17 protein-coding genes are annotated in these 21,461 nt (G+C 63.7%); 9 read left to right on the top strand and 8 right to left on the bottom strand.

Annotated elements, in window-relative coordinates; all coding sequences use genetic code 11:
- Positions 1–87: 87 nt before the first annotated feature.
- Both M2375_RS10545 and M2375_RS10540 read right to left on the bottom strand, forming a co-directional pair.
- Complete coding sequence (locus tag M2375_RS10545; protein WP_259165833.1) at positions 88–1,386, bottom strand: TRAP transporter large permease; 1,299 nt, start codon at positions 1,384–1,386, stop codon at positions 88–90.
- Entirely contained in the window at positions 1,383–1,979 is a 597-nt protein-coding gene (locus M2375_RS10540; RefSeq protein WP_259165831.1) for a TRAP transporter small permease, read from the bottom strand. The genes M2375_RS10545 and M2375_RS10540 overlap by 4 nt, the downstream gene beginning before the upstream one ends.
- Before the next feature lie 259 nt (positions 1,980–2,238).
- Here M2375_RS10540 and M2375_RS10535 point away from each other — a divergent pair, with 259 nt between their 5' ends.
- From M2375_RS10535 to M2375_RS10515, 5 genes are all read left to right on the top strand, one after another.
- Positions 2,239–3,177 carry a LysR family transcriptional regulator gene (locus M2375_RS10535; RefSeq protein ID WP_259165829.1) on the top strand — a complete coding sequence of 313 codons (939 nt, stop codon included), beginning with the start codon at positions 2,239–2,241 and terminating at the stop codon, positions 3,175–3,177.
- Between the two features lie 294 nt (positions 3,178–3,471).
- Entirely contained in the window at positions 3,472–4,371 is a 900-nt protein-coding gene (locus M2375_RS10530) for an amino acid ABC transporter substrate-binding protein (protein ID WP_259165827.1), read from the top strand.
- A gap of 124 nt (positions 4,372–4,495) precedes the next feature.
- Entirely contained in the window at positions 4,496–5,251 is a 756-nt protein-coding gene (locus M2375_RS10525; protein ID WP_259165825.1) for an amino acid ABC transporter permease, read from the top strand.
- Position 5,252: 1 nt separating this feature from the next.
- A complete protein-coding gene (locus tag M2375_RS10520; RefSeq protein WP_259165820.1) occupies positions 5,253–5,924 on the top strand; it encodes an amino acid ABC transporter permease in 672 nt (223 codons plus the stop codon).
- A 24-nt stretch (positions 5,925–5,948) separates the two neighbouring features.
- Positions 5,949–6,686, top strand: coding sequence for an amino acid ABC transporter ATP-binding protein (locus tag M2375_RS10515; protein ID WP_259165818.1), 738 nt, complete (start codon positions 5,949–5,951; stop codon positions 6,684–6,686).
- A gap of 176 nt (positions 6,687–6,862) precedes the next feature.
- Here the strand turns inward: M2375_RS10515 and M2375_RS10510 are convergent, their stop codons facing one another.
- On the bottom strand, positions 6,863–7,768 hold the full coding sequence (locus M2375_RS10510) for an amino acid ABC transporter substrate-binding protein (RefSeq protein WP_259165816.1): 906 nt from the start codon (positions 7,766–7,768) through the stop codon (positions 6,863–6,865).
- A 153-nt stretch (positions 7,769–7,921) separates the two neighbouring features.
- Between M2375_RS10510 and pyrC the strand changes: the two genes are divergently transcribed.
- The 3 genes from pyrC to htpX all read left to right on the top strand — a co-directional run bounded on the left by pyrC (position 7,922) and on the right by htpX (position 10,754).
- Positions 7,922–8,965 carry a dihydroorotase gene (gene pyrC, locus M2375_RS10505; RefSeq protein WP_259165814.1) on the top strand — a complete coding sequence of 348 codons (1,044 nt, stop codon included), beginning with the start codon at positions 7,922–7,924 and terminating at the stop codon, positions 8,963–8,965.
- Positions 8,966–8,985: 20 nt separating this feature from the next.
- Positions 8,986–9,774: a DUF3025 domain-containing protein gene (locus tag M2375_RS10500; protein ID WP_259165811.1), complete on the top strand. Its 789-nt coding sequence runs from the start codon at positions 8,986–8,988 to the stop codon at positions 9,772–9,774.
- A gap of 101 nt (positions 9,775–9,875) precedes the next feature.
- Positions 9,876–10,754 carry a protease HtpX gene (gene htpX / locus M2375_RS10495; RefSeq protein WP_259165809.1) on the top strand — a complete coding sequence of 293 codons (879 nt, stop codon included), beginning with the start codon at positions 9,876–9,878 and terminating at the stop codon, positions 10,752–10,754.
- Between the two features lie 126 nt (positions 10,755–10,880).
- On the opposite strand, the gene M2375_RS10490 is transcribed toward htpX, so the two are convergent.
- From M2375_RS10490 to M2375_RS10470, 5 genes are all read right to left on the bottom strand, one after another.
- Positions 10,881–11,435 carry a hypothetical protein gene (locus tag M2375_RS10490; RefSeq protein WP_259165805.1) on the bottom strand — a complete coding sequence of 185 codons (555 nt, stop codon included), beginning with the start codon at positions 11,433–11,435 and terminating at the stop codon, positions 10,881–10,883.
- A 320-nt stretch (positions 11,436–11,755) separates the two neighbouring features.
- Complete coding sequence (locus M2375_RS10485; RefSeq protein ID WP_259165803.1) at positions 11,756–13,534, bottom strand: NAD(P)/FAD-dependent oxidoreductase; 1,779 nt, start codon at positions 13,532–13,534, stop codon at positions 11,756–11,758.
- Between the two features lie 213 nt (positions 13,535–13,747).
- The gene (locus M2375_RS10480; RefSeq protein WP_259165801.1) at positions 13,748–17,188 is read right to left on the bottom strand and encodes an AAA family ATPase; all 3,441 of its coding nucleotides are present in this window, start codon (positions 17,186–17,188) and stop codon (positions 13,748–13,750) included.
- Positions 17,185–18,423: an exonuclease subunit SbcD gene (gene sbcD / locus M2375_RS10475; RefSeq protein ID WP_259165799.1), complete on the bottom strand. Its 1,239-nt coding sequence runs from the start codon at positions 18,421–18,423 to the stop codon at positions 17,185–17,187. Before sbcD ends, M2375_RS10480 begins: the two co-directional genes overlap by 4 nt.
- A gap of 131 nt (positions 18,424–18,554) precedes the next feature.
- The gene (locus M2375_RS10470) at positions 18,555–20,519 is read right to left on the bottom strand and encodes an FTR1 family protein (RefSeq protein ID WP_259165797.1); all 1,965 of its coding nucleotides are present in this window, start codon (positions 20,517–20,519) and stop codon (positions 18,555–18,557) included.
- A 260-nt stretch (positions 20,520–20,779) separates the two neighbouring features.
- Here M2375_RS10470 and M2375_RS10465 point away from each other — a divergent pair, with 260 nt between their 5' ends.
- Positions 20,780–21,376 carry a DUF3617 domain-containing protein gene (locus tag M2375_RS10465; RefSeq protein ID WP_259165795.1) on the top strand — a complete coding sequence of 199 codons (597 nt, stop codon included), beginning with the start codon at positions 20,780–20,782 and terminating at the stop codon, positions 21,374–21,376.
- The last annotated feature ends 85 nt before the right edge of the window (positions 21,377–21,461 follow it).

Raw genomic sequence — 21,461 nt, 5'->3', positions numbered from 1 at the left:
GTTGTCTCCGGGTGGTTCAAGGGGAAATTATGCAAATCCAGGGCGCTGGGTGCGGGCCTTTTCGCCTGCACCCAGAACCGGTTCCAATCAGTAGCCCAGCTTGGCGGGCAGCCACAGCGCGAGTTGCGGGAAGGCGATGACCAGCACCATCACGCAGAACATCGCAAACAGCATCCAGCCGACCCAGCGCACGGTCGACTCCATGCGCACGCCGGCAATGCGGCAGCTGACCATCAGGTTCACCGCCAGCGGCGGGGTGAACTGGCCCAGCGCCACCTTCAAGGTCAGGATCACGCCAAACCAGACGGGGTCCCAGTGGTAGTGCTGCATGATGGGCATCAAGAGCGGCACAAAGATCAGGAAGATGGAGATGCCGTCAAGGAACATGCCCACCGTGATCAGCATCAGGATCAGCAGCGCCATCACGCCCCATTCGCCCAGGCCCGAGTTGACGATGGCGTTGGTGATCGGGTCGATGACGCCCAGGGTGGACAGCGAGAACGCAAAGATGCCCGCCAGCGACACCACGATCAGGATCACCGCCGACAGCTCACCGGCCTCGCGCAGGATGGGGAACAGGTCGCGAAAGCCAATCGTGCGGTGCACCACCATGCCGACGAACAGGCCGTAGAACACTGCCACCACCGCCGCCTCGGTGGGCGTGAACCAGCCCATGCGCATACCGCCCAGAATCAGCACCGGCGCGGCCAGGCCCCAGGCGGCGTCGCGCAGGCTTTTCCAGAACTCGGGGCGGGGCAGGCTGGCCTCCAGCGCGCCCATCTTGTGTTTGCGCGACATCCAGACCGCCGGGATGATCAGCGCCAGGCCGGCAAGAATGCCGGGAATCATGCCGGCTGCGAACAGCGCAGGCACCGATGCGCCTGGCACCAGCACGGAATAGATGATGAAGGCCACCGACGGCGGAATCAGAATGTCGGTCGCCGCAGCGGCACCGACCACGCTGGCCGAGAAGCTGCCCGGATAACCGGCGCGGCGCATGGCCGCAATCATCACGCCGCCCACGGCCGCCGCATTGGCCGGGCCCGAGCCGGAGATACCGCCCAGAAACATGGCCACGGCAATGGCCACCAACGGCAGCATGCCCGGGCCGCGCCCCACAATCGCCACGGCAAAGTTGACCAGCCGCAAGGCGACGCCGGAGCGGTCAAAGATCGATCCCACCAGCACAAACATCGGAATGGCCAGCAGCGGGTACTTGCCCAGGCCGGCATAGAAGTTCTGCGGAATGGCCAGCAGGCCAAACCACTGCGCATCGGCATTGGCCAGCGCAATGGCCACGGCGCCGGCCAGGCCCAGGGCCGCGCCAATCGGCACGCCCAGCAGCATCAAGGAGATAAAGCCGATAAAAAGCAGGGTGGCAATCATGCGTGCTCCCTGGTGGTGGGTGTGGTGGCGGCTTCGTCGCCGTCGGTGGCCACATGGGCAAAGCTGGCGCGGCCCTGGCGCAGGTACAGGCCCAGCGCGCGCAAGGTGATCAAGGCCGAGAACACCGGTAACCAGATCGAATACCACCACTGCGGCAGGCCGATGCCTGGCGAGGTTTCTTCATAGCGGTAGTCGTCCACCACCACGCGGATGCTGAGCACGCAGATCAGCGCAAACAACAGGGCCACCGTCAGCGCACCAAAGCGGGCAAAGGCCTTGCGGCGGCGGGCATCGCCCCGCTCGGCAAAAAATTCAATGCGGATGTGCAGGTTGCGCGCCACCGCGGCCGAGCCCGCGACCATGGCCAGCAAGATCATCAGAAATACCGAGATCTCTTCGGTCCAGGCGAAGGAGCCATCGGTGAAATAGCGCACGATGACGTTGGCAAAGGTGATGAGCGCCAAGAGCGCCATGATGAGGACCGTGAGCCAGTCTTCCAGCCACAGCCCCTTGGCAGGGGCGGGCTCGCTGGGCAAGGTGGTGGAAGTGGCAGCGCTGCTGCCGCCCGGAGCGTGAGGGGAGGGTGATGCCATAACAAGCGGTCGCGAGAGGACTCGGCGGAGCCCAAGGTGAATGCGGAAAACACAAACCGCCTTGTGAGCGGACCATCGGCATCGGATAGATGGGTATCTGCAGCGAATGCCGCGCATGGCAGGTGGGCCAGTGGGGCCAGATTATGGCCTTGATCGGAGGGCTTGCAAGCCATCCATTTCCCGGGGATGTGGCGGCGAAGTCGCGCATGTCACCTGCCCACTTGCAACGGACGGCGACTGGCGTGTGGATAATGCGCGGATGGAAACCAAGTGGCTTGAAGATTTTGTGAGTCTGGCGGAAACGCGCAGTTTCAGCCGGTCGGCGCAGTTGCGCCATGTCACCCAGCCGGCATTCTCTCGGCGGATTCAGGCCTTGGAGTCCTGGGCAGGGGCGGACCTGGTGGACCGCAGCTCTTACCCGACGCGGCTCACGCCCGCAGGCAAGACGCTGTACAACCAGGCCATCGAGATACTGCAGGCGGTGCAGAGCACGCGGGCCATGCTGCGCGTGCATTCGTCTTCGGGCAAGGACATCATCGACTTTGCCGTGCCCCATACGCTGGCCTTCACCTTCTTCCCCACCTGGGTCTCGGGCCTGCGCAATGATTTTGGCCTGTTCAAGAGCCGCTTGATCGCCCTCAATGTGCACGATGCGGTGATGCGCCTGGTCGAAGGCGGCTGCGACCTGCTGATTGCCTACCACCATGAGTCCCAACCCATCCAGCTGGACCCGCAACGCTATGAGATGGTGAGCCTGGGCCGCGAGGTGATGGCGCCTTACTGCAAGCCCGGGCTCGATGGCCTGCCACTTTTCCTGCTGCCCGGTGCTGCCGATGTGCCGCTGCCGTTTCTGGGCTATGCGCCCGGGGCCTACCTCAGCCGGGTGACCGATCTGGCACTGAAACAGGCGCCCGAGCCGGCCTATCTGGATCGCGTCTACGAGACCGACATGGCCGAAGGCCTCAAGGCCATGGCGATCGAAGGGCACGGCTTGGCCTTTTTGCCGCAGAGCGCAGCCAAAAAAGATCTCAAAGCCAAGAAGCTGGTGCGAGCCGACTACCCCAGCTCAGCCCAGTGGGAAGTGGCGATGGATGTGCGTGCATACCGGGAAAAGCCGCAGTCCACCGATGCGGTGAAAACCGGCGCACAGGCGCTGTGGGACTACCTGGTGGCCCGCAATCCTGTGCACAGTCCTTGACGTCTATAAATATATAGATTCAGTGGAATTGCAGGGTAATTTCTAATATGCGGTTCGAAATTTCTGTGCAATGCTTGCGGATTGCTCATGTTGCAGTTGGTTAGATGTACGCGAAATGTTCGAAAAAGGCTATGAATTGTTAGCAGTTCATTGGTAATTTTCCGGATGTTTGCAGCGCTTAGTCTGCTGGCATTATCTGGACGGACTGCACAATACGGAGCGTGTCAGTTGTCGCTTTGGCGTCTGTTGAGGCCAGCCGGTGACAACTTAATTGATTTATCTGGAGGTCTGATGATGAAGAAACATTTGCTGGCTTTTGCGGTGGCAGCGGTTGCGGCAGGAAGCGCGTTTGCGCAAGCGGGCGATACCCTGGCCAAGATCAAGTCGTCGGGCAGCATCACCCTGGGTGTTCGCGAGTCTTCGGGCCTGGGCTACACCTTGGGCAACGGCAAGTACGTTGGCTTCCACACCGAGATGGCTGAGAACGTTGTGAGCGATCTGCAAAAGCAACTGGGCCTGGCCAAGCTGGAGATCAAGTACCAGCCCGTGACCTCGCAAAACCGCGTGCCTCTGGTGCAAAACGGCACCGTGGATCTGGAATGCGGCTCCACCACCAACAACCAGTCGCGCCAAAAGGATGCTGCTTTCGCCTTCACCACCTACGTGGAAGAAGTGCGTATCGCGGTGAAGGCCAACTCCGGCATCACCGGCATCAAGGACCTCAACGGCAAGACCCTGGTGACCACCACCGGTACGACCTCGGTGCAGACCCTGCGCAAGAACAAGCGCGCTGATGGCCTGACCTTCAAGGAAGTCATGGGCAAGGACCACGCTGACAGCTTCCTGATGCTGGAGTCTGGCCGTGCCGACGCCTTCGTCATGGACGGCTCCATCCTGGCGGCCAACATCTCCAAGTCCAAGGCCCCTGCTGACTACAAGGTCGTCGGCGAAGTGCTGTCGGTCGAGCCTATCGCCTGCATGCTGCGCAAGGACGACGCTGCCTTCAAGAAGGCGGTGGACGATTCCATCGTGCGCCAGATCAAGGATGGCTCGCTGGAGAAGCTGTACGACAAGTGGTTCATGCAACCCATTCCACCTAACAACGTGAAGGTGGGCTTGCCGCTGTCCGCTGCAACCAAGGACGCTTGGGCCAACCCCAACGACAAGCCCATGGAAGCCTACGAAGTCAAGTAAGCACACCATTTAGGTACCGCCCTTCCAGCCTGGGGTTTGGGGGGGCGTTTTTGTTGGTACTGGTTTTTGACAGTTGCAATCTGGTACCAAACATTGCTACAAAGACAAAAAAAGAGGTAGTCCTATGAATTGGGATTGGCAAGTATTTTGTGAAGACACGATTGAGCGCCAGGTCGTGCAGGGCTGTTTCGGTAAAAACGGTGATGTCACGTATCTGGACTGGTTGTTGTCTGCGTGGGGATGGACTATCTCCGTTTCCTTGTGTGCGTTGGTGATCGCGCTGATCCTCGGCTCCGTCATCGGTACCCTGCGCACCCTGCCTGACCGGCCTTGGACGGTGCGGCTGGGCAATGCCTGGGTGGAGTTGTTCCGCAACGTTCCCCTGCTGGTGCAAATTTTCCTGTGGTACCACGTGGTGCCTTCCATCTTCCCCGCACTCAAGCAAGTGCCTGGGTTCTTGCTGGTGGTGCTGGCGCTGGGCTTTTTTACCTCGGCGCGTATTGCCGAGCAGCTGCGTGCCGGTATCTTGGCGCTGCCGCGCGGCCAGCGTTATGCGGGCATGGCGCTGGGTTTCACGACCTTCCAGTACTACCGCTATGTGCTGCTGCCCATGGCCTACCGCATCATCATTCCGCCGCTCACCAGCGAGTCGATGAACATTTTCAAGAATTCGTCGGTGGCCTTTGCCGTGTCGGTGGCCGAGCTGACCTTGTTTGCGATGCAGGCGCAAGAGGAAACCTCTCGCGGTATTGAGGTCTACCTGGCGGTGACCGCGCTGTACATGATCTCGGCATTCGTGATCAACCGCATCATGGCCTTCATTGAAAAGAGAAGCCGTATCCCGGGCTTTATCGCCGCAGGCGGCTCCGGAGGTCACTGAGATGAATTTGAATCTTGATTTTTCGTTCTACAACTGGGATCTGATCCAGAACTTCATCATCAAGGGTCTGGTGTTCAGCGTGATGCTGACCATCGTCGCAACCCTGGGTGGTATCTTCTTTGGCACCCTGCTGGCGCTGATGCGCTTGTCGGGTAAGAAGTTCCTGGTGCTGCCTGCCACCATCTACGTCAACGGCATGCGCTCCGTGCCGCTGGTGATGGTGATTCTGTGGTTCTTCCTGCTGGTGCCCTTGCTGATCGGCAAGCCCATCGGGGCAGAGATGTCGGCGGTCATCACCTTTGTGGCGTTCGAGGCGGCTTACTTCTCCGAGATCATGCGGGCCGGTATCCAGTCGATTCCGCGTGGCCAGGTGTATGCCGGCCAAGCCGTGGGCATGACCTATGGGCAGAACATGCGTCTGGTGGTGCTGCCCCAGGCTTTCCGCAACATGCTGCCGGTTTTGCTGACGCAGACGATCATCTTGTTCCAGGATACGTCGCTGGTCTATGCCATCGGTGCCTACGACATGCTCAAGGGCTTTGAAGTGGCAGGCAAGAATTTCGGCCGCCCGGTCGAGGCCTATCTGGCTGCTGCCGTGCTTTACTTCATCATCTGCTTTACGCTGTCGTGGTTCGTTAAGCGTTTGCACAAGAAGATCGCCATCATTCGCTGATGCGGCAATACAAAGGATATCCAAATGATTGAAATGAAGAATGTCTCGAAGTGGTACGGCAGCTTCCAGGTGCTCAACGACTGCTCCACCAGCATTGCCAAGGGCGAAGTGGTGGTGGTGTGCGGTCCTTCGGGCTCGGGCAAGTCGACCCTGATCAAGACGATCAATGCGCTCGAGCCCATCCAGAAGGGTGAAATCTGGGTCAATGGCACGGCCATCCACGATCCCAAGACCGACCTGCCCAAGCTGCGCAGCACCGTGGGCATGGTGTTCCAGCATTTCGAGCTGTTCCCCCATCTGTCGGTGACCGAGAACCTGACGATCGCCCAGATCAAGGTGCTGGGCCGCAGCGTTGACGATGCCAAGGCCCGTGGCCTGAAGATGCTCGACCGCGTGGGCCTGATGGCGCACAAGGACAAGTTCCCCGGTCAGCTCTCCGGTGGTCAGCAGCAGCGCGTGGCCATTGCCCGTGCGCTGTCGATGGACCCGAGCGTGATGCTGTTTGACGAGCCCACCTCGGCCCTGGACCCTGAAATGGTCGGCGAAGTGCTGGATGTGATGATCGGCCTGGCCCATGAAGGCATGACCATGATGTGCGTGACGCACGAAATGGGCTTTGCCAAGAAGGTTGCCAGCCGCGTGATCTTCATGGACGTGGGCGGAAAGATCCTGGAGGACTGCTCCAAGGACGACTTCTTCGGCAACCCCGATGCCCGCCAGCCGCGTACCAAGGACTTCCTGAGCAAGATCCTGCAGCACTGATTGCAGCGCATCTCGCACCCCGCCATGGCCGCTTTATGCGGCCATTTTTGTGGGCGGGTGCTGTGTCTGTGCTGCCGAGCTGCGGGTGCCGGCCAGACCGCCTTTCCAAGAAGGCGGCCTGGGCGTAGAGCGCAGTGAATGGCGGGCCGCAGAGCGCGGCCTTCTTGGGGTGCGGGTCAGTTATCGAACTTGTCGCTGGGAAAGCGCAGCATGTCGGTGAGCAGGTAGGACATGGGCACGTTCAGCGCAAAGCCCTTGCCGGGCAGCGGCGACTCAAACCACTTCTTGTACAGACGCGTGATCTCGTAGTTCTGCGACAGGTTGCGCATCTCCGCATCGAACACCTTTTTCATGCGCACATCGCTGTCGCGCATCATCAGCGACAGGGGCTCGATCGACATCAGCTTGCCGATCAGCTTGAACTGCTCGGGCTTGTCAGCCTGCGCACGGTGGGCCGCGAGCAGGATGTCGTCCATCAACCAGACGTCGGCAGTACCGGTCTGCACGGCCTTGAAGCAGTCGTTATGGGTGAGGCATTCGCTGTGCTGGATCTTGAGGCCGTTGACGGCCACGCGGCGCTGTAGCACCTGCAGCGAGGTGGTGCCCTTGGTGGTGATCACGCGCTTGCCCGAGAGGTCATCCACATCGTTGATGCCGCTGTCGGACTTGACCAGCATGCGCACACCGGCGATGTAATAGGGCAGGCTGAAGGAGACCTGCTTGCTCTCGCGCCGGTCCTTGGTATTGGTGGTGTTGCTGCAATCCACATCAATGGCGCCGCTGGCCAGATCGGTAAAGCGCGTCTGGCCGTTGATGGCGCGGTATTGCACCTCCAGCTTGGCCAGGCCCATGCTTTGCTGGAGCTTGCCGATCAGTGCCTGGCAGATGTCGATGGCGTAGCCCACCGGTTTTTTCGTCTCGCCCATCTCGTAGGCAAACGGCAGGCCGTCCGGGCGGTAGCCCACGGTGATGCGCTGCGACTCCTTGATTTTGTCCCAGCTGTCTGGCAAGGGAGCCTGGGCCAGGCTGCTGCTGGCGATGCCCAGCAGCAAAGCGCCGCGGAAAATATGGTTTAGCCACATATTGCACAGTCCTTGATTAAGAATTCCTACGGCTTCAGATGATACGCATAGAGACTGTGTGTTCTATGAGAACCTACCCTTAACATTGGGTTACTTTTGTCCAATGCTCGGGGACTGCAATGACCTCGGCATGACCGATGCGACAATGGCGGGATGAGCACCGCACCCTCCATCATCAGCATCATCCGACCCGACGATTGGCACATTCATCTGCGCGATGACGCCGCCCTGGCCACCACGGTGGCCCACGCAGCCCGGCAGTTTGCCCGGGCCATCGTCATGCCCAACCTCAAGCCGCCCGTCACCACGGCCGCGCTGGCGCAGGCCTACAAGGCGCGCATTGTGGCCGCCATCCCCCCGGGTCTGCAGTTTGAGCCGCTGATGACCCTGTACCTGACGGACAAGCTGGCGCCCGAGGAGATCGTGCGGGCCAAGGCCGCTGGTGTGGTGGCCTGCAAGCTCTACCCCGCAGGCGCTACCACTAACAGCGACCATGGCGTGACCGATATCCGCAAGATCTACCCCAGCTTGGAGGCGATGCAGCGCGAAGGCATGCTGCTGCTGGTGCACGGCGAGGTGACCGGCAGCGATGTGGACCTGTTTGACCGTGAAGCGGCCTTCATCGACCAGCACATGGTGCCGCTACGCCGCGATTTCCCCGAGCTCAAGATCGTGTTTGAGCACATCACCACGCGCGAAGCGGCCCAGTACGTGACCGAGAGCGACCGCTTTGTCGGCGCCACCATCACGCCCCAGCATCTGCTGTTCAACCGCAACGCCATCTTTACCGGCGGTATTCGCCCGCATTACTACTGCCTGCCCGTGCTCAAGCGAGAGGAGCACCGCCTGGCGTTGGTTCAGGCCGCCACCAGCGGCAATCCCAAGTTCTTCCTGGGTACCGACAGTGCCCCCCATGCTGCCCTGCTCAAGGAGCATGCCACCGGTTGCGCCGGCTGCTACAGCGCCCATGCGGCTATCGAGATGTATGCCGAGGCCTTCGACAAGGTCGGCGCCCTCGACAAGCTCGAAGGCTTTGCCAGCCTGCATGGCGCGGACTTCTACAGCCTGCCGCGCAACACCGACCGCATCACCCTGGTGCGCGAATCCTGGACGCCGCCCGAGTCCTACCCCTTTGGCCAGGCCGATCTGAAGCCGCTGCGCTCGGGTGAAGCGCTGCCCTGGAAGCTGGCAGACTGAGCGCTTTTATCATTTGATGCGTGGATAAGCGCGAGGCCACTGCACAGCACTTGCCCGAGCCGGGCTGGTCATCGCTGGACTGGCAGGCGCCCTGGCTGCTGCCCTACCGGGCGCTGGGCCTGCAGATCAGCGCGCTGGATCGCCAGAGGCTGGCCATGCCCGATCTGCTCAACCGCCTGGGCGATTGCGGCCGGCGCTTTGTGCCGCAGTCGGCCCTGCCGCCGGGCGAAGCCTATGAGCGCTTTATCGCACGCACCGGCTGCGTGCCCACCCGCGAACATATGCACGACGGGCTCAATGGCCTGGTCTGGCAGCGCTTTGCGCGCACCAAGGCGCGGCTCAATGCCCTGCAGGCCCAGGCGATAGACGACGCCGGCGGTGTGGGTGCCCGCCGTGGCCCGCTGCGCGATGCGCTGACCCTGCTCGACGAAAACGGCGCCGTGCTGCTGGCGCCCGAAGCCCTGTGGCAGGCGCTGCGGCTGCGCCAGTGGCAGCGCTTGTTTGTCGAGCTGCGGCCGCTGTGGCAGCAGGCGCAACTCATCGTCATCGGCCATGCGCTGCTGGAAAAGCTCATCACCCCCAGAAAACCAATCACCGCGCATGTTTTTTGCCCGCCGCAGCCCTGGCCGATGGTGGACAATATCGACGCGGTCATCGCCGCCTCTTTGGATGCTGCACACCTGGCTGGCAAGCCTTTTACGCCACTGCCGGTGTTGGGCATCCCGGGATGGAGCCAGGAAAACCAGCATTTTTCCTACTACGATGACCCAGGCGTATTTCGCTCGGCCCGACGGCCACAAATATCATAAGCATCCAGCCGTCGCCACAAAGTGTGGGTAAGGTCTTGAATTACCAAGACATTGCCCCCAGTTACCGAGCACTGTGTTCCCCTCCTTGGAGAATCAACCCCATGAAACGAATGTTCCTTTTTCTGGCGACCAACATCGCCGTTGTTGTGGTGCTCGGCATTGTTGCCAGCCTGCTCGGTGTCAACCGCTTTTTGACTGCCAATGGTCTGAACCTCGGGGCCCTGCTTGGCTTTGCCTTCATCATGGGTTTTGGCGGCGCCATCATCTCCTTGCTGATGAGCAAGCCCATCGCCAAGATGAGCATGGGCGTCAAGATCATCAACCAGCCCCAAAGCGCGGATGAAGCCTGGATTGTCGAGACCGTGCGCCGCTTCTCTGACCAGGCCGGCATCAAGATGCCCGATGTCGGTATCTACGAGGGCGAAGCCAACGCTTTTGCGACCGGCGCCTTCAAGAACTCGGCCCTGGTGGCCGTCTCGACCGGGCTGCTGCAAGGCATGACCCGCGAAGAGGTGGAGGCCGTCATCGGCCACGAGATTGCCCACGTGGCCAATGGCGACATGGTCACCATGGCCTTGATCCAGGGCGTGATGAACACCTTTGTGGTCTTCCTCTCGCGCGTCATCGGCTATGCGGTCGATTCCTTCCTGCGCCGCAACGACGAGCAGAACTCCGGCCCCGGCATTGGCTACATGATCACCACCATCGTGCTGGATATCGTGTTCGGCTTTCTGGCCGCGATCATCGTGGCCTGGTTCTCGCGCCAGCGTGAGTTCCGCGCCGATGCGGGTGCCGCCCGCCTGATGGGCCGCAAGCAGCCGATGATCAATGCGCTGCACCGCCTGGGCGGCATGCACCCTGGCACCCTGCCGCAAAGCATGCAGGCCATGGGCATCACCGGAAGCCTGGGCAAGCTGTTCAGCTCGCACCCACCGATCGAAGTGCGTGTGGCGGCTTTGCAAAACAGCCGGGTGATGTAAGCCACCTCGGGTCCATCCCGTCCCACAGCACTGCCTCGGCAGTGCTTTTTTTTGGCCGATGGGCGCGCTCCAAGGCCCAGCCACAACGTCCGTTCGCCGGGGGCTGCCCCGGCCAGTGGGCGGTGATCAGCGGATGGTGTAGTTCAGCTGAAACATCAGCGCTGACTTGCCCAGCACGTTGAGCTGGCCGCCCCAGTTCTGGTTGAAGTTCCAGCCCACCGCCGGGATGGCGGTCAGGCCCCAGCCGTTCTTGTTGTTGAACGGAATCTTGCGGTGGTAGGGGTACTTGTAGCCGTGGATGACGCCGCCGGTGAGCTTGAAAAACAGCTGTGGCGTGCTGGGCAGCGGCTGGAACTGCCAGCCGTAATAGGCGTACTGGCTGGGCTGGCCAAATGAATTGCTGAAGTAGGCGAAGCCGACCAGCTGCCGCTCATCGAGCTTTTTCTCGATATTGAGCAGCCACACATGGCGGTGTCTCTCGTCATCGGGCTCGTAGTCGCGCTCTTTCTTGGCGTTGGAGTAGTGGTGGGTATAGGGCGCAAAGCCAAAGGACCAGCCCGACAGCGCAGAACGGCTGCTCTCCGGCTGGTCCGTGCTGCTCGCGGCAGCCGCGCCAGACAAGGCGTACAGCAGGGCCGCGCCCAGGCCGGCAGTCAGTGTGTTGCGGATCGAAGCGGACATGAGGCACCTCCAGCAAGCTCATCAGAACAATCCAAAATTCTAGGATGGGCTTGCGAAGGATGGCCGGCAGCTGTGGTGCATGGGCCTAAATCCAGCAAAAAGCGCTGTTTTAAATTGTTTTTAAGACTTTTGGCAGCGAGTTGGCAGCGCCTCGTCCTACGGAGTACCCGGAGCCCGGAGCCCGGTGCCCGGTGCCCGGTGCCAGGCGCCAAATGCCAAACGCAGCACCAGGCACAGCCCGTCCTTGGCCTTGCTGGCCGTTCTCGCTTCGCCCCGCAGCCCCTGGCTCACGCCCAAACAGGGCCGGGCCGGGGCGCGCGCTACAAGGCGCCGCCCGATCCGCGCGAGCCCGACGAGGGCACTGCCACCCCCAATATGGCGCAGGCCACAGCCTCGCCCACCTTGATGCCATCGACACCGGCTGACAGAATGCCGCCCGCATAGCTGGCGCCTTCGCCTGCCGGGTACAGGCCGCGCGTGTTGTCGCTTTGAAAATCTGAGCCCCGGCCAATCTTGACCGGTGACGAGGTGCGGGTCTCCACGCCCGTCAAAATCGCGTCCCACATGTCATAGCCGCGCAGCTTCTTGCCAAAGGCGGGCAGGGCTTCGCGCATGGCCTCGATGGCATAGGCGGGCAGGGCCTGGTGCAGGTCGCCCAGCGTGATGCCGGGCTTGTACGAAGGCTGTACCGTACCAAAAGCAATCGATGGCGTGCCGTCGACAAAATCGCCCACCAGCTGGCCAGGCGCGCTATAGCTTTGGCCGCCCAGCACATAGGCTTTGGATTCCAGCTGGCGCTGCAGCACAATGCCCGACAGCGGGTGGAAGGCCCCCGGGGCCAGGTTCTCGACACCATAGGTTTTGCCACCAAAGGCCCAGGCAAAGCTCTCGGCATCGCGCGGGTAGTCTTCGGGGCTGATGGCGCAGACCATGCCGGCATTGGCATTGCGCTCGGCGCGGGAGTACTGGCTCATGCCGTTGGTGACCACGCGCTCGGGCTCGCTGGTGGCAGCCACCACGGTGCCGCCCGGGCACATGCAAAAGCTGTAGACGGCGCGGCCATTGCTGGCATGGTGTACCAGCTTGTAGTCGGCCGCTCCCAGCAGCGGGTGGCCGGCGTCCTTGCCCCAGCGCGCGCGGTCAATCACGCTTTGCGGGTGTTCGATGCGGAAACCCACCGAGAAGGGCTTGGCCTCCATGGCTACGCCGCGCTCATAGAACATCGCAAAGGTGTCGCGTGCGCTGTGGCCCAAGGCCATCACCGCGTGCTGGGTGGGCAGGGTGTAGCTCTCGCCGCTGGCCTGGTTCAGCACCTGCAGGCCCACCAGCTGGCGGTCATCGCCTTCCACCAGCACATCGGTCACCTTTTGCGCAAAACGGATCTCGCCGCCCAGCCGCACGATTTCCTCGCGGATGCCTTCAACCACTTTGACCAGCTTGAAGGTGCCGATATGCGGGTGGGCGACAAACAGGATCTCGGGCGGCGCGCCGTGGGTGACGAACTCCTGCATCACCTTGCGGCCCAGGTGGCGCGGGTCCTTGATCTGGCTGTAGAGCTTGCCGTCGGAGAAGGTGCCTGCGCCGCCTTCGCCAAACTGCACGTTGGATTCGGGCGTCAGCCGGCGCTTGCGCCACAGGCCCCAGGTGTCCTTGGTGCGCTGGCGCACCGTCGTGCCGCGTTCCAGCACGATGGGCTTGAAGCCCATTTGCGCCAGCACCAGCGCCGCAAAAATGCCGCAGGGCCCAAAGCCCACGACGACCGGGCGATCCTGCATATCGGCCGGCGCCTGGCCCACCGGGTACCAGGCCATGTCGGGCGTCGGGTTGACATGGGCGTCATTGGCAAAATGCGCCAGCAGGGCTGCCTCTTGCGCGGGCTCTGCCAAGGTCACATCGACGATGTAGACGGCCAGCAGCTCGGACTTGCGCGCATCAAAGCTGCGCTTGTGCACCTGCAGCTGGGCAAGGGCCGAGGGCGGCAGGCCCAGGCGCTGGGCGGCCAACGCTTTGAGTGCGTCCTCGGGGGCGTATTCGGTGTGGTTTTCGGGGTGGTAAGGCACCGCCGACAGGGGGAGTTTGAGTTCTGCGATCCGGATCATGGCTTGTACCTATCAAGCAAGGGCCTGGATGGTAGCCGAAATGGCCGCTGTCGGGCGGTCGGGCGGGGGGCATCCACATGGCGCAATAAGGTAAACGCCCTGGCAAGTCTTTGGAGCCGTCAACACGGCCCTTGAGACGAGGCGCGAAGCCGTAGGCAGTACAAGCGTGCGACAAGGCGAAGCAACGAAGTATCAAGGCTTGTGTTGGCGGCTTCAGCTTTGCAGCACCAGGCGGGAGTACCCCATGCCCGCCCCCTTCTCGACCCGGATCTGCGCAGGAATGCGCTCCTTGAGTGCCTCCACATGGCTGATGATGCCGATCATCTTGCCGCTGGCGTTCAGCGTGTCCAGCGCCGTCAACGCGATCTCCAAGGTGTCGCCGTCCAAGGTGCCAAAGCCTTCGTCCAGGAAGAGGGAATCGATCGAGGTCTTGCTGCTGACCAGGTCCGACAAGGCCAGCGCCAATGCCAGGCTGACCAAAAAGGCCTCGCCCCCCGAGAGGGTGCGGGTGTCGCGGGCCACATCGCCTTGCCAGCTGTCAACGATATCCAGCTCCAGCTCGCCCGTCGTTTTGCGCTGCAGCAGGTAGCGGCCATGCAGCCGCGTCAGATGGCGGTTGGCAAGGGCCAGCAGGTGGTCCAGGGTCAGGCCCTGGGCAAACTTGCGGTACTTGTCGCCTTTGGCCGAGCCGATGAGGCCATCGAGCCGCTGCCACAGATCGCTGTCGCGCTCCTGCGCCGCAATCTGCGCCAGCAAGGCCTGCTGGCCGGCTTGGCGCTGCGCGTCATCGGCCAGGCGGGCGCGCTGGGCGCCCATGCGCTCGGCAGTTTGGTTGCGCTCGTCCTCCAGCGCCTGCAACTGCTCGGCCAAGGCCTGCGGCGTTTCATCGGTCAAGGCCTGGGCCTGCAGGTGCTGGTGGTGCTGTGCGGCCTCGTTGGCCAAGGTGCTGGCGCGCTGCAGCGCCAGGTGCAAGCTATCGCGCCACTGCGTGAGCCGCTCCAGCTCGCCAGTCGGCAATAGCGCTTGTGCAAAGGCCTGCGCATCGGCAAAAGGGCTGGCCTGCAAACCCTCAGCCCAAACGGTCTGGGCCTGCACTTGTGCCAACTGCAGCTGGGCCAGTTGCTGGCCCGCTTGCTGGGCCTGGCCTTGCAGGCTTGCCACATGCTGGCTGGTCTGCTCCAGCAGCGCTGCGCAGTCGGCCAGGGTCGTGGGCAGCACAACGGCGGCTGCATCGGTTTGTGCTGGCGCTGGCAGTTGGGCGCTGCGCTGCTGCCATTGCTGGGCCTCTTGCGCGCAGTGGTTGGTCTGGATCTGCTGCAGGGCCAATTGCTGCGTGCTGGTCTGCAGCTGCGTGCTGCGCTGCTGCCACTGCTGCCATTCCTGCTGGCGGGTCTGCAGCCAGGCGTCGGCATCGGCCGCTGCGGGCAGTTGCAGGCCCAGCGGAGCGAGGCTGGTTTGCAGTGCGGCCTCAGCCGTATCGACGAGGGCCTGCAGGTCTTGGGCCACCTGGGCCAGGCGCTGCTGCTGCGTGCGGTTGTCTTGCTGGCTTTGCTGCAGTTGTGCTTGCTGGTGCTGGGCGTGTTGCCGTGTTTGTGCCGCTGCATGGGCGGCATCTTTGGCGCGTTGGCCGCTGTGTTCGCCGGCCTCCGCCGCCGCCAAGGCCTGCTCTAGCCCGGCTGCTTGGGCGGCGCTGGCTTGCTGCGCATCTGCCAGCGCCTGGAGCTGCTGCCAAGCGTCATCCGCCAGCGGCTGCGCCATGCGCGTGCTGCGTTGCTGCCATTGCTGCAGCCAAGCGGCCAGGCGCTGCTCGGCAGCCGCCCATTGGCTTTGCAAGCTGGCTTGCTGGCTGAGTGCGGCGGCATGCGCGGCGCTCAGCTGCTCGCCTTGCTGCTGCAGCAGGTCCAGCTCGGCCTGGGCCGCTTGCAGCGCTGCGGCGGTGGCGGTCACATCAAGCGCCGCATACGCAGCGATGGCGGGGTGCTCAAGGGCGCCACACAGCGGGCAGGCTTCCCCCGGTTGCAGCGCCTGGCGGTGGGCTTCCAGGCTTTGGATGCGCTGCTCCTGGGCCAGCAGTTTTTGCTTGTCAGCCACCCGCTCTTTGTGGGCCTTGTACTGGCTGCGCAAGGCCGCCAATGCTTGTTGCTGTTGCTGCAAGGGTGCCGCGCAGGCCTGCAAGGCATCGCCCAGTTGCTGGGCATCGTGCGCCAGCGGCTGGCGCTGCTGGGCATGCTGCAGCAGCTGCTGCCAGGCTTGCTGGTGCTGCTGCGCGGTGTGCCAGTCGGCGCGCAACTGGCCCAGGCTGCCGCCATGGGGGGCCAGCAGCGCTTGCTGCGCTGCCTGCGCGTCACGCGCTGCCGCATCGGCTTGCTGCTGCGCTGCCTGGGCTTGCTGCAGTTCGGTAGCCTGTGCCGCCATCTGCCGCTGCAACGACTGGCCGTGTGCCCGGGCTTGCTGCAGCGCGGCCTGCTCTTGCGCCAGCTGCCGCTGTTGGTGCTGGCGTTGCGCCAGCTGCTCGCGCCAGCCGCTCAGCTGGTCGCCCAGCGCGGCATGGGCCGGGTGCTGTTGCAGCCAGTGCTGCAGGTCCGTCTGCTGGGTTTGCAAACGCTGCAGTTGTTGCGCGGCTTGCTGCTGTGCCTGCACTGCCAGCGCGCTGGCATGCTGCTGCAGCTGCCACTGGGCGCTGTGGGCCTGGGCCAGCCTGGCTTGTAGCTGGGCCCATTCGGCCTGGCCTGCCGCGCTGGCTGTTTGTGCTTGCTGCCAGCGCGCATGCAAGGGGGCAATGGCTTGCGCTGGCCCATGGGCTTGCAGGCGCTGCAGATCGGGTGCGCCCGCCTGCAGCGCTTGCTGGGCCTGTTGCAGGCGCTGGCTGGCTTGGTCTTGCGCCTGCGCGGCTTGTGCGGTCTCGCCTTGCCAGCGCTGCAGGGTTTGCAGGGCGGTATGGCGTGTTTGCAGCGTGCCCAGTGCCGCTTGCAGTTGCGCGGCTTCGGTTTGCAGCTGCTCGCGCTCGGCCTCGGGCAGCAGCTGCATGCCGCCGGCCTGGGCCTTGTCGCGCTCCAGTGCCTGGCGGGCATCGCGTGCGCGCTCAAACACGGTTTGCGATATTTGGCTGTAAATGTCGGTGCCAGTCAGCTCTTCGAGCAGTTCGGCGCGTTCATTGGCGCTGGCCTGCAAAAAAGCGGCAAACCCGCCCTGGGCCAGCAGCATGGATTTGGTAAAGCGCTGAAAATCCAGCCCGGTGATCTCGGCCATCTGGCGCAGTTTGTCGCTGCTGTGGGTGCTCAGAATCTCGCCATCGGCCACGCGCGCCAGCTCTACCCTGGGGGCCTGCAGCGCGCCGCTGGCCTTGTCGCGGGCGCGGCGCTGGCTCCAGAAGGCGCGGTAGACCGTGCCTTTGACCTCGAACTCCACCTCCGCCAGGCAGTCTGCCGTGTGGCGCGTCATCAGGTCGTTGCTGCCGGCGCTGATGGTGGCCAAACGGGGGGTCTGGTGGTAGAGCGCCAGGCAAATGGCATCGAGCAAGGTGGACTTGCCCGCGCCCGTTGGGCCGGTGATGGCGAACAGGCTGTTGTCGGCAAAGGGCGCGGCGCTGAAGTCGATGCGCCACTCGCCTTTGAGCGAGTTCAGGTTTTTGAGCCGCAGGCTGCGTATCTTCATACCTGCTCCCCGCTGGGGTTGGCCAGGGACTGCAGCACGCTTTGGTAGCGCGCGGTCAGTGCCTGCTGCAGCTCGGCATCCATGGTCTCCAGCGCCAGGCGGCGCTCAAATACCTGCGCCGGGGTCAGCGCATCCAGCGCCTCGGCGGCGGGGCTGCTCCACTGCGCAGCTGCTCGCCCGCGCAGCCGTTTGACCCGCAGCAGCTGCAGCGGCAAGCCTTCGGCCAGGGCCTGCACGCGCAGGGGCAGGTCGGCCAGGTAGTCGTCTTCTTCGATGGTGATATCCAGCCACACCGGTTGGCCCGGCTGGGCCTGGGCGCTGGCCTGCTGCAGCGCGGCTGGCAATGCGGCCAGGCTGCTGCGCAGCGCCACCATGGGCTGGAACACCGGCACGGGCAGCGCAGTCACGGCCTGCAGGCCTTCTTCTCCCAGCTCGATCAGCAGCATCTGTTTGGTCTGGCGCGCTTCGTCAAAACCCAGTGCGATGGGTGAGCCGCTGTAGCGGATGTGCTCGAGCCCGCCCACCTTTTGCGGCTGGTGGATATGGCCCAGTGCGATGTAGTCCACAGGGGGAAAGGCCTGGGTCGGGAAAGCCTCCAGCGCGCCCACATAGATCTCGCGCACCGATTCGCTGCTGCTGGCGCCCACGGTGGTGAGGTGGCCGGTGGCGATGATGGGCAGCCGCCGCCCCAGGCTGGGCTGCTGGGCGGCCTGCTGCTGCAAAGCCGCCTCATACACGCGCTGGTAAGTCGCCTGGATGGCCTGCTGCAAGGCCAGCTGTTTGTCCTGGGCGCTTTGCTCGGCCTGGCTTTGCAGCACATCGCGGGCGCGGATAAAGGGCAGCGCGCAGACGATGCAGCCGGGCGTGCCATCGCGCAGCGGCAGGATGCGTACATGCTGCTCGGGCACCCCTGTCGCGGCAATCACCTGGGTGCCCAGGTGCTGCAGCAGGGCCTGGCTTTCTTCCAGCACCGCTACCGAATCATGGTTGCCACCCAGCACCAGCAGGGCCACGCCGGCCTGGTGCAGGCGGGCGATCAGGCGGTTGTAGAGTTCACGGGCGTAGCTGGGGGGCGCGCCGGTGTCAAAAATATCGCCGGCGATCAGCACCGCATCCGCTGCCTGGGCCTGTACCTGTTCCAGCAGCCAGTCGATCAGTGCGCTGTGCTCTGCCTGGCGGCTTTGGCCCATGAAGTGCTGGCCCAGGTGCCAGTCCGAGGTGTGAATGATGCGCATGGTCGGGGGAGGGGATGGAGAGATCGCGGAGACCCTGTCGATGGTAGTCGCTGCGCGCGGCGCCGGTCAAAGAAAAAGACCTCGCCAAGGCTTTGCACCCTGGCGAGGTCTGGTAGACGCGGAGGCCGTGGTTACGGCTTGGTGCCCACCGCCTTGCGCGCCGCAGCGCGGTTGTAGGCAAAGCCGATGACGACCAAGGCCAGCACGATGGCCTGGGCCAGCCAGGTCTCCACCGTGGGGAACATGCCCAGCAGCTCGATGCGGGGGGCGGCCAGCGGCGTGGCGCTGACCCAGCCGGCTTCCTGCAGCGACGACACGCCCTTGCCCACCAGCACTACGGCCAGCACGGCCACGAGGATGGAGGTGGCGGAGAAAAAGCGGCCAATCGGCATGCGTGCACTGGTGCGCAGCAGCACCCAGGCGATCACCGCCAAAATCGCCACGGCAGCCAGGCCGCCGCCCAGCAGCGCGCCATGGTGGCCGTCCGAGGCCAGGGCCGAGAAGAACAGCACGGTCTCGAACACCTCGCGGTAGACGGAGACAAAGGCCAGCGCAAACAGGCCCCACATGGAGCCCTGGCCCATGCTGGCCGAGAGCTTTTCGCTCAAATAGCTTTGCCAGCGCCCGGCGCTGCTCTTGCTGTGCATCCACAGGCCCACACTCAGCAGCACCAGCGCGGCCAGCACGGAGCCCAGGCCCTCGGTCACCTCGCGGCTGGCGCCGCTGATCTCCACCAGGTAGGTGGCGGCGGCCCAGGTCAGGCCGCCTGCTACCAGGGCCGAGCTCCAGCCGGCATGCACATAGCGCAGCGCATCTTGGCGGCCGGCCTTGCGCAGCAGTGCGACCATGCCGATGACGATCAGCAAGGCCTCCAGCCCTTCGCGCAGCAAGATGGTGAGCGCCCCGACAAAGGTGGCGGTGGCGTCCGATGCGCCCGCGTTCAGCTCGGCCTCGACCTGGCCAAACATGTTCTGCAACTGCTGGGCAGCGGCCTCGGCCTCTTGCACCGTGCCGCTGGCTACCGTGGCGCGGTACTGCACCATGGCCGATTCGACCTGGGTCATCAAGGCCTTGTTGCGCGCGGCAATGGTCGGCTCCAGCGGCTCAAAGCCATCGAGGTAGGCAGACAAGGCCAGCTTCATCGCCTGGCTGCGGTCACCCGCTTTGAGCGCCACCAGGCTTTGGGCCAGGCGCTGGCGCGACAGGGCCACGCCCGTGGCCTTGCCTTCGCTGATGACCTCGGGGTTGGCGCGCAGATAGGCCAGCACGGCGCGGGCCTGCTCGATCGGCATCGCAGGGCTCAGGCTTTGCGCGGTGGTGGTGCTGAGCGCGGCCAGATCGGTAAAGCGTGCGCGCAGGCCGGCATCGCTTTGCCACAGCGCCTTGCCCGTGGCGCGCAACTCGTCGTTGTACGACAGACCGCCGACAAAATAGGCCAGGGCCCAGCGGTCGTCCTCGGGCAGCGCGCCAAAGGCCACCATCGAGGTGCCTTCCACGCCTTGCGAGGTCACCTGGTAGAGGGCCATCAGGCTGCGGGCATTGGCGCGCTGGGCATCGCTGAAGGCAATGGGCTGCGGATCCAGGCCTTGCGCGGCAGGGCCATCGCCGCCGCCGGTGGCGCCGTGGCAACTCGCACAGATTTGTTGAAAGAGTTGAGAGCCTTTTGTTATATCGGGGGCCTTGGCAGGCGCCACTGGCATGGGGTAGGCCGTGACCAGCAGCTGGGCCGCCTGGTGGGCCAGCTGGGCGACTTCATCAGGCGCTGCCTTGGCCTGCACGGCGCTGCGCAGCTGGCCCGCCAGGGCCGCGACCCGGGCCTTGTCCGCATGGGCGGGCAGGGCCTGGGCCTGCTGCAGCGCGTTGGCGCTGAAGTCCAGCATCTCGGCATATTCGCCTTCGCTGACGACCTGGCCGTTTTCAACGGCGCCGCCATAGTCCACCGCCACATAGTCCAACAACTGCCAGAGCTGGCGGGCATCGGTGGCCTGGGGGGCGGACGCGGTGGTGGAGGGCACCGCAGCGGGCGTTTGGGCCAGGGCAGGGCCACTGAGCAGTCCGGCAAAAAGTGCCAGTGCCCAGCCAAATTTGAAGCGCATGGAATGTTATGAATAAGAATTATTCGCGGCATTTTAATCTTGTTTGCAATCTGTACTGCCGCAGTCGCTCAGCCTGGAGGGCGAGGAAAACCGCGCCCCTTGACCGGCTCCACGGGGGCCATTTGGCCCCGGCGAAAACGCAATTGGTAACCATTTCCGTATCGCAGATCGATACACTGCGGCCACGCGCTTGTGCTCATGGGGAGGGCAACGCGTTGCACGCCGCAAGCCCTGTGCCGTGCCGCAACGAGGAGAGAAAAATGGAAAAACTAACAGGATTCGCCGTAGCCGCCGTGGTCGCATGTGCCGGTTTGATGGGTTGCAGCAAGAAGGAAGAGGCGCCCAGCAGCCCACCTGCGGCCGCCGCGCCAGCGCCTGCACCCGCCGCCGCTGCACCCGCGCCAGCGCCCGCTGCAGCCGCACAAAAAGTTCAGCCCGGCAAGTGGCAGGCCACTACCGAGATGAGCGGCCCCATGGGCCAGCAGGCGCTGGCCGGTATGGAGCAGGCCTTCAAAACCATGACGCCCGAACAAAAGAAGGCCGCCAACCTGGACAACGCCAAGGTCGAAGGTGGCAAGCTGGTGCAAGAGATGTGCATCACCCCCGAGATGGCCGGCAAGAACCTGCAATCCCTGGCCGATTCGCAGCTCAAGAACATGCCAGGTTGCAGCCCCGCCGACATCAAGACCGATGGCAACAAGGAATCCATGCGCTTCACCTGCGGCGAAGGCAAGATGAGCATGGTCCTCGAAGCCGTCTACACCTCGCCCACCGAGAACACCGTGACCAGCACCATGGACATGGCCGGCCAGGGCATGACCACCAAGGTCAGCAGCAAGCGCGTGGGCGATTGCTGATAGCGAGGCGCACGCGCCGCTGCGCTGGCGGTGGTGCGTGGCGCTTTTGAAAGCAGAAACGCAGCTTTGGTGGCTGCGTTTTTTG

This window comes from Comamonas sp. BIGb0152, from assembly GCF_024809975.1.
Lineage (GTDB): Bacteria > Pseudomonadota > Gammaproteobacteria > Burkholderiales > Burkholderiaceae_C > Comamonas.
This window is presented reverse-complemented; position numbering and strand designations above follow the sequence as displayed.